This window comes from Streptosporangium saharense (assembly GCF_014203715.1).
GTDB classification, from domain to species: Bacteria; Actinomycetota; Actinomycetes; order Streptosporangiales; family Streptosporangiaceae; genus Streptosporangium; species Streptosporangium saharense.
Window position 1 is genome coordinate 106,454 of the sequence record NZ_JACHJP010000010.1, and the last position, 14,104, is coordinate 120,557.

At 72.0% G+C, this 14,104-nt stretch carries 14 protein-coding genes; 5 read left to right on the forward strand and 9 right to left on the reverse strand.

The window, feature by feature from the left end; translation table 11 throughout:
* Positions 1–74: 74 nt before the first annotated feature.
* From FHS44_RS32735 to yczE, 3 genes are all read right to left on the reverse strand, one after another.
* Positions 75–323, reverse strand: a complete 249-nt coding sequence (locus FHS44_RS32735) for a hypothetical protein (protein ID WP_184721867.1) — start codon at positions 321–323, stop codon at positions 75–77.
* 133 nt (positions 324–456) lie between these two features.
* Complete coding sequence (locus tag FHS44_RS32740) at positions 457–2,217, reverse strand: glycoside hydrolase family 15 protein (RefSeq protein WP_184721870.1); 1,761 nt, start codon at positions 2,215–2,217, stop codon at positions 457–459.
* A gap of 33 nt (positions 2,218–2,250) precedes the next feature.
* Complete coding sequence (gene yczE, locus FHS44_RS32745) at positions 2,251–2,856, reverse strand: membrane protein YczE (RefSeq protein WP_184721873.1); 606 nt, start codon at positions 2,854–2,856, stop codon at positions 2,251–2,253.
* An 86-nt stretch (positions 2,857–2,942) separates the two neighbouring features.
* Here yczE and yczR point away from each other — a divergent pair, with 86 nt between their 5' ends.
* On the forward strand, positions 2,943–4,364 hold the full coding sequence (gene yczR / locus FHS44_RS32750) for a MocR-like transcription factor YczR (protein WP_184722396.1): 1,422 nt from the start codon (positions 2,943–2,945) through the stop codon (positions 4,362–4,364).
* Here the strand turns inward: yczR and FHS44_RS32755 are convergent, their stop codons facing one another.
* From FHS44_RS32755 to FHS44_RS32765, 3 genes are all read right to left on the reverse strand, one after another.
* Positions 4,365–4,601, reverse strand: coding sequence for a hypothetical protein (locus FHS44_RS32755; protein ID WP_184721876.1), 237 nt, complete (start codon positions 4,599–4,601; stop codon positions 4,365–4,367). It abuts the gene before it with no gap.
* 106 nt (positions 4,602–4,707) lie between these two features.
* Positions 4,708–5,319 (reverse strand): trimeric intracellular cation channel family protein, encoded by a 612-nt coding sequence (locus tag FHS44_RS32760; RefSeq protein ID WP_184721879.1) that lies wholly within the window; start codon positions 5,317–5,319, stop codon positions 4,708–4,710.
* A gap of 38 nt (positions 5,320–5,357) precedes the next feature.
* The gene (locus FHS44_RS32765) at positions 5,358–6,860 is read right to left on the reverse strand and encodes a peptide MFS transporter (RefSeq protein ID WP_184721882.1); all 1,503 of its coding nucleotides are present in this window, start codon (positions 6,858–6,860) and stop codon (positions 5,358–5,360) included.
* Between the two features lie 178 nt (positions 6,861–7,038).
* On the opposite strand from FHS44_RS32765, the gene FHS44_RS32770 reads away from it, so the two are divergent.
* The 3 genes from FHS44_RS32770 (at position 7,039) to FHS44_RS32780 (ending at position 10,369) form a co-directional block, all read left to right on the forward strand.
* Positions 7,039–8,883: an AMP-dependent synthetase/ligase gene (locus FHS44_RS32770; protein ID WP_184721885.1), complete on the forward strand. Its 1,845-nt coding sequence runs from the start codon at positions 7,039–7,041 to the stop codon at positions 8,881–8,883.
* Positions 8,884–8,965: 82 nt separating this feature from the next.
* The gene (locus FHS44_RS32775; protein WP_184721888.1) at positions 8,966–9,715 is read left to right on the forward strand and encodes a peptidase associated/transthyretin-like domain-containing protein; all 750 of its coding nucleotides are present in this window, start codon (positions 8,966–8,968) and stop codon (positions 9,713–9,715) included.
* Positions 9,716–9,865: 150 nt separating this feature from the next.
* Positions 9,866–10,369 (forward strand): hypothetical protein, encoded by a 504-nt coding sequence (locus tag FHS44_RS32780; protein WP_184721891.1) that lies wholly within the window; start codon positions 9,866–9,868, stop codon positions 10,367–10,369.
* A 77-nt stretch (positions 10,370–10,446) separates the two neighbouring features.
* On the opposite strand, the gene FHS44_RS32785 is transcribed toward FHS44_RS32780, so the two are convergent.
* Genes FHS44_RS32785 through FHS44_RS32795 form a run of 3 tightly spaced genes read right to left on the reverse strand, consistent with a single transcriptional unit; the run spans position 10,447 to position 13,076 of the window.
* Complete coding sequence (locus tag FHS44_RS32785) at positions 10,447–11,460, reverse strand: NAD(P)/FAD-dependent oxidoreductase (RefSeq protein WP_184721894.1); 1,014 nt, start codon at positions 11,458–11,460, stop codon at positions 10,447–10,449.
* Positions 11,457–12,002 carry an isoprenylcysteine carboxyl methyltransferase family protein gene (locus tag FHS44_RS32790; RefSeq protein WP_184721897.1) on the reverse strand — a complete coding sequence of 182 codons (546 nt, stop codon included), beginning with the start codon at positions 12,000–12,002 and terminating at the stop codon, positions 11,457–11,459. The genes FHS44_RS32785 and FHS44_RS32790 overlap by 4 nt, the downstream gene beginning before the upstream one ends.
* A 15-nt stretch (positions 12,003–12,017) precedes the next feature.
* Positions 12,018–13,076, reverse strand: a complete 1,059-nt coding sequence (locus tag FHS44_RS32795; protein WP_184721900.1) for a type III polyketide synthase — start codon at positions 13,074–13,076, stop codon at positions 12,018–12,020.
* Between the two features lie 113 nt (positions 13,077–13,189).
* Here FHS44_RS32795 and FHS44_RS32800 point away from each other — a divergent pair, with 113 nt between their 5' ends.
* Positions 13,190–14,083, forward strand: a complete 894-nt coding sequence (locus tag FHS44_RS32800) for a UbiA family prenyltransferase (RefSeq protein WP_312863902.1) — start codon at positions 13,190–13,192, stop codon at positions 14,081–14,083.
* The last annotated feature ends 21 nt before the right edge of the window (positions 14,084–14,104 follow it).

A 14,104-nucleotide genomic window follows, 5' to 3' on the forward strand; every position in this document is an offset into this window, starting at 1 on the left:
TCTCGTCTGTCGCCCGTGTGGATCGCGACCGGGTTCCCCCCTGGTGGTCACACGGGCTCACGCTGCTCGTGCGGTCAGGCGGTGGGGAAGGGGCCCGAGGTCTGGGTGTAGTCGGCGACGCCGTCGCCGTCGTAGTCGATCCGCGCCTCGTCGATGTAGCCGTCACCGTCGTTGTCGAGGTAGACGACGTCGGTCACCCCGTCGCCGTCGGTGTCGTAGCGCTCCTCGTTGGCGTAGCCGTCGCCGTCGGTGTCGATCAGCTGGGCGTCGGCGCTGCCGTCACCGTCGTAGTCGACCAGGTCGGAGGTGGCGAAGTCGCTCATGTTCGTTCCTTTCGGGTGGTGTTCAACAGGTGAGAGTGACCTTGGCCGTGTTTAGTTGCACCCGAGGGGGAAAATTTTTTCACGACTTTTCCGACCTTCCGGATCTGCCGCATTCTGGCTCGTCAGGACCGGTTCAGCTCAACGCGCGGGCCACATGGATCAGCGGGACGTGACTGAAGGCCTGCGGGAAGTTGCCGACCATCCGGCCGTAGCGGGGGTCGTACTCCTCGGCGAGCAGCCCGACGTCGTTGCGTAGCGCCAGCAGGCGCTCGAACAGCTCGACGGCCTCCTCCTTGCGCCCGATCATCGCCAGCGCCTCGGCCAGCCAGAAGCTGCACGCCAGGAACGCGCCCTCACCCCCGGGCAGGCCGTCCACGTCGTTGTCCTCCTGCACCGGATAACGCAGCACGAAGCCGTCCACCATCAGCTCGCGCTGGATCGCCTCGATGGTGCCGACCACCCTGGGGTCCTCGGGGGGCAGGAAGCCGACCATGGGGATCATCAGCAGGGAGGCGTCCAGCTCCGCCGAGCCGTACGACTGGGTGAAGGTGCCGCGCGCGGTGTCGAAGGCCTTGTGGCAGATCTCGGCGTGGATCCGGTCGCGCAGTTCCCGCCAGCGCTCGACGGGGCCCGTCCTGCCGAACCGCTCGACCTGCCTGACGGCCCGGTCGAGGGCGACCCAGCACATCACCTTGGAGTGGGTGAAGTGCCTGCGCGGCCCCCTGACCTCCCACAGGCCCTCGTCGGGCTCGTCCCAGTGGGCCTCCACGTAGCCGATCAGCTCACGCTGGATGGTCCACGCCCTGTCGTCGGGCTCCATGCCCGAGACGCGCGACAGGTACAGGGAGTTCATCACCTCGCCGTAGACGTCGAGCTGGAGCTGGGTGACCGCGTCGTTGCCGATCCTGACCGGGCGGGAGGCCTCGTAGCCGGGCAGCCAGGACAGTTCGAGCTCGGTCAGCCTGCGCTCGCCGGTCACGCTGTACATGATCTGCAGGTCCTGGGCGCGGCCCGCGATGGCGCGCAGCAGCCACGCCCGCCAGGAGCGGGCCTCGTCCAGGTAACCGGCGCCGATGAGCGCTTCGAGCGTCATGGTCGCGTCACGCAGCCAGCAGTAGCGGTAGTCCCAGTTGCGGACCCCGCCGAGGTCCTCGGGCAGCGAGGTGGTCGGGGCGGCCACGATGCCGCCGGTCGGGGCGTAGGTGAGCGCCTTGAGCGTGATGAGCGAGCGGACCACGGCGTCGCGCCACGGGCCCTGGTAGGTGCACTGGCCGAGCCACTCCTCCCAGAGCTGCTCGGTCTGGGCGAGCTGCTCGAAGGGGTCGATCTCGACGGGCCTGGCCTCGTGGGAGGGGTGCCAGGTGAAGACGAAGGCCAGACGGTCGCCCTCGTTGACGCGGAACCTCGCCTTGTGGGCGTAGTCGCCGCCGTGCAGCGGGACGGGGGAGTGCAGCCACACCGAGTCGGGGCCGCCGACGGCCTGCAGCAGCCCGTCGCTGCGGCGCACCCAGGGCACGATGCGGCCGTAGTCGAAGCGGATGCGGATCTCGGTGGCCATCTCGACGGTGCCGGAGACGCCCTCGACGATCCTGACCAGGTCGGGGTTGACGTGCCTGGTCGGCATGAAGTCCGTGACGCGGACCGTGCCCGTCGGGGTGTCCCACTCGCTCTCCAGCACCAGGGACTCACCCCGGTAGCTCCGCCGGGTGGCGTCGGCCCGCCCCGTGTCGGCGGGGCCGAGCCACCACTGCCCGTGGTGCTTGTCGCCGAGCAGCGCCGCGAAGCACGCCGGTGAGTCGAACTTGGGCAGGCAGAGCCAGTCGATGGAGCCGTTGCGGCCGACCAGGGCCGCCGACTGCATGTCGCCTATGAGGGCGTAGTCCTCGATCCGCATGTGCTTGACGCTAACGCCTCCGCGGCGCCCCGATCAGTCCTTGGGCCGCATCAACGGCATGAAGAACTGGGTCAGCGGGCCGATGGCCAGCGCGAAGACCAGGGTGCCAAGACCCACGGTTCCGCCGAGCAGCCAGCCCACGGCCAGCGCGGTCACCTCGATGAGGGTCCTGGCCGAGCGGATGGACAGGCCCAGGCGGTTCAGGCCGGTCATCAGGCCGTCGCGCGGCCCGGGCCCCAGGCCCGCGCCGATGTACAGGCCGGTCGCCGCACCGGTCGCGACGACGCCGAGCAGCAGATACGCCCACCGTACGGCCAGCGGTCCCGGCTCCGGAGCCAGCCACATGGCGGCGTCGGCGAACAGCCCGAGGAACAGGACGTTGCTGAGGGTGCCGATGCCGGGCCGCTGCCTGAGGGGGATCCACAGCAGCATGACCGCGGCGCCGACCAGGATGATCCAGGTGCCGATGGACAGGCCGAGGTGGATGGACAGTCCCTGGTGGAAGACGTCCCACGGGCTGCCGCCGAGCCGTGACTCGATCTGCAGGCCGATGCCGACGCCGTAGAGCGCCAGCCCGGAGTACAGGCGCAGGAGACGACCGGGGAACGACCCGAGGGTGGGAAGAGAAGCCTCGCTCATAATGGCCTTATCGTCCATGCCATTACTCCTCACCAAAAGGGCCAATCCCGAAAAATGGCCTTATAGTGGGTGAGGTGGACCGCTACATGAGCGGCGTCCAGCTCGCTCGCCTCCTGGCGATCGACCCCGGCGCCAAGCCGTACTACAGGACCCTGGCCGAGACCGTGAGATCGCTGATCCTCGACGGGCGGCTGCCCGTGCGGGTGCGCGTCCCCGCCGAGCGGCACCTCGCCGAGGCGCTCGGCGTCAGCCGTACGACCGTGACCTCCGCCTACGACCGGCTGCGCGAGCAGGGTTACCTGGAGAGCAGACAGGGGGCGGGAAGCTGGACGGCGCTGCCGGACGCGGGCTCGCTGGGCGCGGAGAACCCCTGGATCGCCGCCGAGGACGACGGGATGATGCCGCTGCACTGCGCGGCCCCCTCGGCGTCCAGGACGCTGCCCGCCGCCATCGCCGCGGCGGGGGAGAGCTATCCGCGCTACACGCTCGGCATGGGCTACGACCCGGTCGGGATCGCGCCGCTGCGCCAGGCCATCGCCGACCGCTACTGCGAGCGTGGGCTGGCCACCAGGCCCGAGCAGATCTTCGTCACCGCGGGCGCCCAGCACGGCCTCCACCTGCTGGCCATGGCACTGCTCTCGCCGGGCGACCCGTTCCTGATCGAGTCGCCGACCTACCCGCACGCGATCGACGTGGCCAGGGAGCGCGGCGCCAGGATCGTCCCGGTCGGCATCCCCGACGACGGCTGGCACCTGGACCTGCTCACCTGCGCGATGCGCCAGTCCGCGGCCCGCCTGGCCTACGTCATCCCCGACTTCCACAACCCCACCGGGCACCTGATGGACGACGCCACCAGGGCCGGGCTGGTGGGCGCGGCCAGGAGATACGACACCACGCTGATCGTGGACGAGACCTGGAGCGAACTGGACATCGACGAGGTGCCCAGGACCAGCCCGCTGGCCGCCTTCGACACCGACGGCAGGGTGATCAGCCTGGGCTCCGCCTCCAAGCTGTGGTGGGGCGGCCTGCGCATCGGCTGGATCCGCGCCGGGTCCGCCATGGTGCGCCGCCTGGCCACCCTGCGCGCCTTCGTCGACATCGCCAGCTCCCTGTTCGAGCAGCTCGTCGTGGCCAGGCTGTTCGAGGACATCGAGGAGACCAGGGCCGAGCGCCGCCGCGGCCTCGGCGCCTCCAGGACCGCCCTGGTCACCGCGCTGGCCGAGCACATGCCCGACTGGGACTTCACCGTGCCCAAGGGCGGGGGCTCGCTGTGGGTCAGGCTGCCGGAGCCCTCGGGCAGCCTGCTGGCCGAGGCCGCCGCCTGCCAGGGTGTACGGCTCGCCCCCGGCACCTGGTTCGGCGTGGACGGCACGCTCGAAGGCAGGCTGCGCCTTCCCTTCACCCAGTCACTGCAGGTCGTCACGGAGGCGGTCGCCCGCATCGCCGAGGCCAGGATCAGGGGCCCGTACGGCACCCGCCACGCCCCGCCGCTGACCCCCGCCCTGTGATCAGGCGGCCTCGGCCGCCTGTCCCGCCTCCTGCAGGGTGTGGGACCGGTGCTGCTCGGAGAGCAGGTGACCGACGCCGACGACGACCGCGACGGGCCAGTCGATGATCTCCAGGGCGCCGAGTACCCCGAGCACCGCGTAGAAGGCCAGCCGTTCCGGCGGCGGCACCTTCACCGTCCCCGCCAGCGGCAGTGTGACCTCGTGGGGCCAGCCCCCGGACTTCTTCGCCTTGGCCATGGTGGCCTCCCGTGAGTTGGGGCGCCTACCGGCGCGATGCCCGGGCTGATAGGCCGCGTAACGCGACTTGACCAGGCTTTTCACCACACGGGCCGTTCGGGGGGCGCTACTCCGAGGCGACGCCCCTGGCGAGCGGGGCGCGCCAGCGCAGCCGCATCGCGGCGATGCGCAGCCCGAACCCGAGCACGGCCGCGGCCAGCGTCGCGGGCCATCCGTGCAGGTCCATGCTGTAGAGCACGGCCATCACCGCCGAGCAGAACAGGGCGGGCACCGCGTAGAGCTGGCGGTCGTACAGCAGGATGGGGATCTGCCCGGACAGGACGTCGCGCAGCACGCCGCCGCCGACGCCCGTGGTGACCCCGAGCAGCGTCGCGTGCAGCGGGCTCAGGCCGTAGCTCAGCGCCTTCTCCGTGCCCACCACGGAGAACAGGCCGAGACCGGCCGCGTCGAACACGTTGACGGCGGGCATCACCCGCTGCACGTGCGGATGCCAGAAGAACACGATGCCCGTCGCGATCACGGGGGCGAGCACGTAGCCGGTGCTGGTGAAGGCGGCGGGCCGCACGTTGAGGATCAGGTCGCGCAGGATGCCGCCGCCGAGCGCGGTCATCTCCGCCAGTACGGCCATGCCGACCACGTCCAGTCGCCTGCGGACTCCCACGAGCGCCCCGGAGAGAGCGAAGACGAATATTCCGACGAGGTCGAGCAGCTGATTCACTGATAAATCATCCCATGACCGGCTCTATGGGTTTTACGTCACATTTCCGAGGTTCTGGGGGCTGTGTGGTCATGTTCCCGCATCAGCACCCGCAGCCGTGGCACGAACAGGAACAGCAGCACGCCCGCCACCACCGCGATCGCCGCCAGCGTGAGGAAGTAGGCCGGATCTGACATGTACTCCCTGAGCCTGCCCGTCTGCCCGCCGACCGCGTCGCCGATCGAGATGGCGATGAACCAGACGCCGAGCATCTGCCCCTTGAACGCCTGGGGGGCGAGCTTGCTGGTGACCGAGAGCCCGACTGGGCTCAGCGCCAGCTCCCCGAAGACCTGGACGAGGTAGACCGGCACCAGCCACCACACCGAGACCCGCCCGCTGCCGGCCAGCGTGGAGGCCACCGCCATGATCACGAAGCTCAGGCCGACCATGAGCAGCGCGAAGGCGAACTTCTGCGGGGCCGTGACCCGCTCGCCCAGCTTCACCCACAGCGCCGCGAAGACCGGCACCAGGAGCATGATGAACAGCGGGTTGAACGACTGCGTGGCCGCCGCGGTGATGCGCACGCCGAACAGCGTCAGGTCGGTGTGGTCGTCGGCGAAGAACAGCAGCACGGTCGGGGCCAGGTCGTAGATCATCCAGAAGACGGCCGCGGCGGCGAACAGCCAGATATAGGCCCGCATCCCCGCGCGCTCCGCCGGGGTCAGGTTGTGGCTGCCCAGCAGGATGTAGCCGAAGTAGACCACCGGGACGATCACGATCACCACGGTCAGCGCCAGCGCGAAGGCGTCGAGGCTGAAGGTGCCCGAGGCCGCCCAGAGCGCCAGGACCACGGCGACCGCCACGGCCGAGCCGACGGCGACGAGGGTGAAGCGCCCGCGCTCGGCGGGGGTCAGCCGGTGCCCCGGCTCGTCGCCGACCCCCCGCAGGTGGGAGCGGCCCGCCACGTACTGCACCAGGCCCAGGGCCATCCCGACGGCCGCCGCCCCGAAGCCCAGGTGCCAGCGGTCGCCGGAGGCGAGCCAGCCGACCACGAGCGGGGCGATGAAGGCCCCCAGGTTGATGCCGAGGTAGAACAGGGAGAAGCCCGCGTCCCTGCGCGCGTCGGCGTCCTCCGGGTAGAGCTTGCCGACCATCGCGGAGATGTTCGGCTTCAGCAGCCCCGTCCCGGCGATGATGAGCAGCAGGCCAAGGGCCACGAAGACGCCCGTCCCGACCGGGATCGCCATGCTGATGTGCCCGAACATGATGACCAGGCCGCCCCACAGCACCGCCCTGCGGGCGCCGAGGACCCGGTCGGCGATCCAACCGCCGGGCAGGGCGACCAGATAGATCAGGGCGCCGTAGACGCCGACGAGCGCCTGCGCGGTCCCCTTGCCCATGCCCAGCCCGCCGACGGCGGGGGAGGCGGCCATGAAGGTGGCCAGGATCGCGCGCAGGCCGTACCAGCTGAAGCGTTCCCACATCTCGGTGCCGAACAGTGTGGCGAGGCCGCGTGGATGCCCGAAGAAGGTCTTATCGTCCGCCTTTGTCCCCGATGTCATGTCGCCTCCCGGCCTCGCCCTGTGATCGCACTGTAACTCTGTGTGTCCGTTCCGGCGAGGGCGGACCGAAAGGTCGTACGTGGTTGGTCCCTTAACGCCGAAGGTCTTGTTCCCCCGTATCCCGTGTGATGCGATGCATGCCTCACAAGGCGAGTGAGCACTTCCAGGAGGCGCTTCGATGGCCGGTGTCCTTGAGGAGCGGGCCGCGATCGAACGGGAGATCGCGGGCCGTACCGTCTGTGCCCAGTTGTGGGAGGCGGCCGAACGGGACGCGGGGGCACCCGCATACTCCGACCCCTCGGGGCCCTCAGGGCAGGGCTGGACGACCATGACCTACGGCGAGGTCAGGCGGCGGGTGCTGGAGATCGCCGCGGGGTTCACGGTCCTCGGGCTGCGCGAGGGCGAGGCGGTCGCGCTGATGATGGCCAACCGCAGCGAGCACGTCCTGGCCGACCTGGGCGCGGTGCACGCCGGTGGCGTCTCGTGCTCGGTCTACCCCACCTTCGCCCCCGAGCAGGTCGCCTTCGTCGCCGTCGACGTGGGCGCGCGGATAGCGGTGCTCGGTGGCCCGGACGACCTGGCCAGATGGGAGCCGGTCCTGCGTGACCTGCCCGCGCTGGGCAGGATCGTCATGCTGGAGGGCGCCCCGAGGGACGAGCGCTTCGTCACCTGGGACGACCTGCTGGCCCTGGGCCGCGAACGGCTCGCCGCCGAGCCGGGCGAGGTCGAGGCCCGCTGGCGCGCGGTGAGCGCCGACGACGTCCTGACGGTCCTGTACACCTCCGGCACGACCGGCAACCCCAAGGGCGTGCCGCTCACCCACGCCAACGTCTTCTACGAGGTCGTGGCGACCGACCGGCTGGCGAAGGTGCCCGAGCGCGGCACCCAGATCTCCTACCTCACCTACGCGCACATCGCCGAGCGGGTGCTCAGCCTCTACCTGCCGCTCTTCAAGCTCTCCCACACCTACTTCTGCACGGACATGTCCCAGCTCGGCACGGTCCTCGGCCAGGTCAGGCCCGCGCTGTTCTTCGGCGTCCCGCGCGTGTGGGAGAAGATGATGGCGAAGCTCCAGGCCGTGCTGTCCGTGCAGCCGCGCGAGCGGCGCGAGCAGGCGCGCCTGGCCATGGCCGCCGGTCTCGCCCACGTCGAGGCCTGCCAGTACGGCCGCACGCCCTCACCGAAGGTCATCGAGGCCTACGCGCGGGCCGACGCCGCGCTGCTGTCCGGCGTGCGCTCGATGATCGGCCTGGACAACGCGGGCTGGCTCGCCACCGCCGCCGCGCCGATGCCGCGCGAGGTCCAGCGCTTCTTCGCCGGTCTCGGCCTGCGCGTCCTGGACGTGTACGGCATGACCGAGACGACGGGCGCCTTCACGGCCAACGCCCAGGACCGTTTCAAGCTCGGCACGGTCGGGCAGGCCGGGCCCGGGGTCGAGATCCGCGTCGCGGACGACGGGGAGATCCTCACCCGCAGCCCGGCCAACGCCGTCGGCTACCTCAACCGGCCCAGGGAGACCGCCGAACTGCTCGACGAGGACGGCTGGCTGCACACCGGCGACGTCGGGACCGTCGACGCGGACGGCTTCGTCAGCATCCTCGACCGCAAGAAGGAACTGATCATCACCGCGGGAGGCGAGAACATCTCCCCGGCCAACATCGAGGGCCTCCTGCGGGAGCACCCCCTCGTCGGCCAGGCCCTGGCCTACGGCGACGGCAGGCCGTACCCGGTGGCGATCCTGACCCTCGACGGCGAGACGGCTCCCGTCTGGGCGAAGGAGCGGGGCATCGGGTTCACCGACCTGGCCGACCTGGCCGGGCATCCCGAGGTCGCCGAGCAGGTCGCGGGGGCGGTCGCCGCGGCCAACGGGCGCCTGGCCCGGGTGCAGCAGGTCAAGCGCTGGCGGCTGCTGCCGGTGGAGTGGACGCCGGAGAGCCAGGAGCTGACGCCGAGCCTGAAGCTCAGGCGCAGGGTCATCCATGCCCGGTACGCGCGGGAGATCGACGGTCTGTACGCGTCCTGACCTGCTGCGGGAACGGCCTTTTGCCCAACGGGCGCGTGTCCGTCCCCCGGCCATTACCGCGCCGTTCCTAGCGTCCTGGATCATGAGAGTCCTTTTCGCGTTGCTGACGGCGACGGCCGCCCTCCTGCCCGCCCCGGCGGGAGCGGCCGTGACCGAGGAGCCGGTGATCCGCTCGGTGACCATGACCCCGCGCTCACCCGTGGTCGGGCCGTCCGGGTCGGTGCGGCTGGTGATCGAGGTGATCGCCGCGGGGATCGTCGGGCCGGACGGGGTGACGATCGAGGTCGAGCCGGGCACCCCGGCCGCGAACGGTGAGCCGATCCCCCCGCTGATCCAGGGGGACCCGGAGGAGCCCGTGACACCGGGGGAGACGCCGCCCCCTGGACGGGAGTGGGAGACCTGGCGGTTCGTGCCCGACAGGGAGCTGACCCGCTGGTATCCCGCGGGACGCTGGACCGTCACGGTGACCGCCAGGGGCGCCGACGGCGTGGCCGTCACCGGGCGCGCCTCCTTCTGGCTGCGGCGGGAGACGAGGTTCAGCGCGGTGCGGGCGGTCGCGGGGGAGGCGGGCGTGCGGGTCCGCGGAGTCCTGAACCGGGTCGATCCGCAGGGCTACCTGGACTACGCCCCCTTCCCCGGCCAGCCGGTGGACATCCTGTACCGGCGTGATCCGGCGGAGGACTGGCAGACCGTGGCCTCGGCGACCACGGACGCGCAGGGGCGTTTCATCAGGGACGTGCCGGGGGTGGGGAACGGGCAGTGGCGCATCGTGTTCGCCGGGACGGGACACTACGCGGGCAGACGTAGCATCATCCACTCGACCATCTCATAAACGCATTTATCGGGACAAAACGCCATATCTCTATTCCATTTGATGTGGCTAATTTCCGGTTTACTGTGACTTTTCCTTATGTTGAAGCGTCTTTGACGGTAGGCGCGCCTCGCCGTGAGGCGCGTCCTTCAACGGGGAAGGAAGTACCAGATGTTGCGACGCATCGCGACAGTCCTGGCCACGGCGGCGCTGGGCGCCTCCGCTCTCGCGCTCACCACACCGGCGCAGGCCGCGACCACCCAGGCCGTGACCGCGCAGACCGCGAGCCGGGCCACCGAGACCCGCATCTCCGGCTTCTACGCCGACCCCAACCCGGTCCGCAGGTTCCACCGCATCACGCTGGGTGGCCAGCTCCAGGTCGGCGAGGAGTGCAACCCGCACGAGCGCGGGCCCGGTCTCGCCACCCGCCACAACCCCTGCGACAGCAGCAGGACCCAGTGGGCGGGCTCGGCCGGCTGGCAGAAGATCGTGGTGCTGTTCCGCGCGAGCGGCAAGAGCAGGTGGGAGTTCGTCGACGCGATCGAGACCGGCCGTGACGGACGTTTCGCCACGGACGTCCGCGTCTACACCTCCGGCACCTGGCGCGTCGTCTTCGAGGGCGCCAGGGGCCTGGCGCCGTCCGAGGCCAGGGACTGGGTCAGGGTCGTCCGCTGACCCCCTCGGTCCGCTGACCACGGGGTGAGAACCCAGGACCGCCCCGCCCACGCGGGGCGGTCCGCCGCACGGGAACCTCACGAAAGAGCGTGCACCGCGGCCCCGAACAGGGCGGGCAGCCGCCGCGCCGCGGGGACGATCAGCCGCCCGGCCACCCGGTGCCGCCGCGTCTCCAGCAACGCCCCGGTCAGCAGCCGGTGCCTGCGCGAGAGCCGCAGCCAGGCCCCCTCGTAGGAACGCGGATCCCCGGAGCGCAGGCAGCCGACGAGCACCGGCGCCGACAGCAGCGCCAGGGAGAGCCCCTCACCGGTGAGGGCGTCGGTGTAGCCCGCCGCGTCGCCGACCAGCAGCACCCGCCCCGCGACCCGGGAACGCACCCGCTGGCGCAGCGGCCCGGCTCCCCGCACCCTGGTCGCCGCGGGACCCGTGAGCCTGGCCGCCAGCTCGGGGAAGTCCGCCAGGTGCTCCTGGTAACCCCGCCGCCGCGAGCTGAGCACGGCCACCCCGACCAGGTCCGCGCCCACCGGCGTCACGTACGCCTCCGACTCCTCGGCCCAGTGCACCTCGACGAAGTCCGTCCACGGGGCGACGGGGTAGTGCCGTCGCAGGCCGTACCTGCGGGGACGGGTGTCGGGCAGTTGGAGCCCGAGCAGGGCGCGCAGCGGGGAGTGCAGGCCGTCCGCGGCCACCAGCCACCTGGCTCGCAGCCCCGCGGCCTCGATGCCGTCGTGGCGCTGCCGTACCTCGTCGACCCTGCCCCGCACGACCCGCACGCCGACCTCGGCGGCGCGCCGTGACAGCGCGTCGTGCAGGGCGGTGCGCCGCACCCCGAGCCCGCTGCCCTTCCTGAACTCCGCCTGGACCCGGTCCTCGCCGGCCACGTAGCGGATCCCCGCCAGCGCCCTGCCCTCGGCCCGCACGCCAAGCGCCCGCAGCGCCGCGGCACCGCTGGGCATCAGCCCCTCACCGCACGCCTTGTCGACCGGGCCGGGCCTGGGCTCGACCACGACGGCCTCCATCCCGGCCAGCGCCGCGTGGATGGCGGTGGCGAGACCCGCGGGCCCGCCGCCCGCGACCAGGACGTCGATCACGCCGGAGCCCGCCCCGGGGACGGCGCCGGGGAGAGCGTGGCCAGGGCGGCCTCCTCGCAGCGGATCCGCACCACCATGAGCGCGGCGTTCAGCACCGTGAAGGTCAGCGCGGTGACCCAGGCGCCGTGCACCAGCGGCAGCGCCAGGCCCTCGGCCGCGACCGCCACGTAGTTGGGATGGCGCAGCCACCGCAGCCGGTACGGCCCGCGCGTCACCGGCGACAGGCCGGGAACCACGATCACCTCGGTGTTCCACTGCCTGCCCAGGGTGACGATGCACCACCAGCGCAGTCCCTGGGCCGCCACCACCAGGGCGAACATGGGCCAGCCGAGCGCGGGGACGAAGGGCCGTCCCGCCAGGCCCACCTCAAGGACGCATCCGGCCAGCAGCCCGGTGTGCAGGACGACCATCCACGGGTAGTGGCCGCGTCCGTGGACGACCCCTCCGCGCGCCAGGCTCCAGCGCGCGTTGCGGCGGGCGACCACCAGCTCGGCCAGCCGTTCCACGCCGACGAGCAGGACGAGCGACAGATACCAGGACACCGTTCCCCCTACCGGCTACCAGCGCAACAGGACGAGTTCCGAGCAGAAGCCGGGGCCCATCGCGATGAGCAGCCCCGGCGTCCCCGGGGGAGGCGGGCGCAGGGCGAGGGTGTCCCGCAGGACGTGCAGCACCGAGGAGGACGACAGGTTGCCGACCGAGGCCAGCGAGCGCCAGGTGAGTTCGAGCGCCTCCTCCGGTAACGCGAGTGTCTCCGCGACGGCCTCAAGCACCTTCGGGCCGCCCGGATGGCACACCCAGGCCGTCACGTCCTGCCTGGTCAGCCCGTGGTCGGCGAGGAAACCGTCCACGTCGTCCGCCAGGTAGGTCCGCACCACGTCCGGGACGCTCGCGTCGAGCACCACCTGGAAACCGGTGTCGCCGACGTCCCAGCCCATGACGTGCTCCGAGCCGGGATACAGGTGGCTCCTGGTCGCCACGACCGTGGGGCCGTCCCCTCCGGGGAGCCTGTCGGCGCCGCAGGCGACGACGGCCGCGGCGCCGTCGCCGAACAGCGCGCCCGCGACCAGGTTGGCGACCGAGGAGTCGTCACGCTGCAGGGTCAGCGAGCACAGCTCGACCGACAGCAGCACCGCCACGTGCTCCGGCCAGCCGCGCAGGTAGTCGTGCACCCGGGCGATCCCCGCCGCCCCCGCGACGCAGCCGAGCCCGAAGATCGGCACCCGCTTGACGTCGGGCCGGAACCCCAGGCGGCCCGCCAGCCTGGCGTCGACCGAGGGCGCGGCCAGGCCGGTCACCGACGTGAACATGATCATGTCCACGTCCCCGGGGGTGAGCCCCGCGGCGTCGAGCGCGGCCCCGACCGCCTCGGCGCCGAGTTCGACGGCGCACTCGACGAAGACGTCGTTGGCCGCCCCGAACCCGTCGAGCTTGGCGTAGCGGTCCAGGGGCAGCGCCAGGTGCCGGGAACGCACCCTGGCGCTGGCGTGCAGCCGGTCGAGCACCCGCCGGTCGGCACCCTCGGGCAGGCACAGCCGCGCGATGGCGTCGGTGATCTCGGCCTGGGAGTGGCGGTTCGGCGGGAGCGCGCCGCGGACGGCGGCGATTCGCGTCATCAGAGGGTTACTCCCGGGCCTCGTCAGGAAGGGGGGTGCGGACACCTGGCTTCTGCCCGCCCACGCTCGTGGCAAGCCTTCCGCCGGACGGTGGTGTGCCTACCATCGACTCTGTGACGAGCCGGTGGGCGGGACGGGTGCGGACGGCGGACAGGCCGGGGGGCGGGTTCGCGACGGCGGTGGCGACGGCGGTGGCGCTGGCGCGCGCCTGCCATCCGGGGCCGACGGTGGCCGTCACCGTCCTGGTGACCGCGCTGGCCCTGGCCTGCGGGCACGACGCGCGTGGCTGCGCCCTGGCGGCCATGGCCGTGCTGACGGGACAGCTCTCGGTCGGCTGGTGCAACGACGCGGCCGACGCGGCCAGGGACGTGGCGGCGGGCCGTACGGACAAGCCGGTCGCCGAGGGCGCGCTCGCCCCGCGCACGGTGTGGGCCGCGGCGTGGACGGCCCTCGCGCTCTGCGTGCCGCTCTCCCTGGCCTTCGGCCCGGCGGCGGGGATCGTCCATCTCGTAGGCGTCGCCGCGGCCTGGGCGTACGACCTGGGCCTCAAGGCGACCGTGTTCTCGTGGCTGCCGTACGCGGTCGGTTTCGGCAGCCTGCCGCCGTTCGTGACGCTGGGCCTGCCCGGCGCGCCGTGGCCCGCGTGGTGGGCGGTGCTGGCCGCGGCCCTGCTCGGCTGCGGGGCGCACCTGGCGAACGTGCTGCCCGACATCCAGGACGACCTCGCGACCGGCGTCAGAGGCTGGCCGCAGCGGCTCGGCGCCGCGCGGGTGCGCGTGCTGGTCCCCGCCCCGCTGCTGCTGGCGACCGTGCTGCTCGTCCTGGGGCCGCCGGGGGCGCCGGGACCGGGCGGATGGGCCGCGCTCGCCGTCGCGACGGTGTTCGCCTGCGCCGGGCCACTGCTGGCCGGGCGGTGGCCGAAGGCGCCCTTCGCGGGAGCCGTGGCCGTCGCGGCGGTCGACGTCCTGCTCCTGCTCGCCATGGGAACCACGATCACCGCGTCCTGACGCCGAGGGCCACCGCGCATA

What these genes read in the sequence shown, in the direction of transcription:
- FHS44_RS32740 (WP_184721870.1), bottom strand. Translation starts at nt 2,217, where the DNA reads ATGCGGATCGAGGACTACGCCCTCATAGGCGACATGCAGTCGGCGGCC.
- FHS44_RS32795 (WP_184721900.1), bottom strand. Translation starts at nt 13,076, where the DNA reads ATGACGCGAATCGCCGCCGTCCGCGGCGCGCTCCCGCCGAACCGCCAC.
- FHS44_RS32775 (WP_184721888.1), top strand. Translation starts at nt 8,966, where the DNA reads ATGAGAGTCCTTTTCGCGTTGCTGACGGCGACGGCCGCCCTCCTGCCC.
- FHS44_RS32770 (WP_184721885.1), top strand. Translation starts at nt 7,039, where the DNA reads ATGGCCGGTGTCCTTGAGGAGCGGGCCGCGATCGAACGGGAGATCGCG.
- yczR (WP_184722396.1), top strand. Translation starts at nt 2,943, where the DNA reads ATGAGCGGCGTCCAGCTCGCTCGCCTCCTGGCGATCGACCCCGGCGCC.
- FHS44_RS32735 (WP_184721867.1), bottom strand. Translation starts at nt 323, where the DNA reads ATGAGCGACTTCGCCACCTCCGACCTGGTCGACTACGACGGTGACGGC.
- FHS44_RS32765 (WP_184721882.1), bottom strand. Translation starts at nt 6,860, where the DNA reads ATGACATCGGGGACAAAGGCGGACGATAAGACCTTCTTCGGGCATCCA.
- FHS44_RS32780 (WP_184721891.1), top strand. Translation starts at nt 9,866, where the DNA reads ATGTTGCGACGCATCGCGACAGTCCTGGCCACGGCGGCGCTGGGCGCC.
- FHS44_RS32755 (WP_184721876.1), bottom strand. Translation starts at nt 4,601, where the DNA reads ATGGCCAAGGCGAAGAAGTCCGGGGGCTGGCCCCACGAGGTCACACTG.
- yczE (WP_184721873.1), bottom strand. Translation starts at nt 2,856, where the DNA reads ATGAGCGAGGCTTCTCTTCCCACCCTCGGGTCGTTCCCCGGTCGTCTC.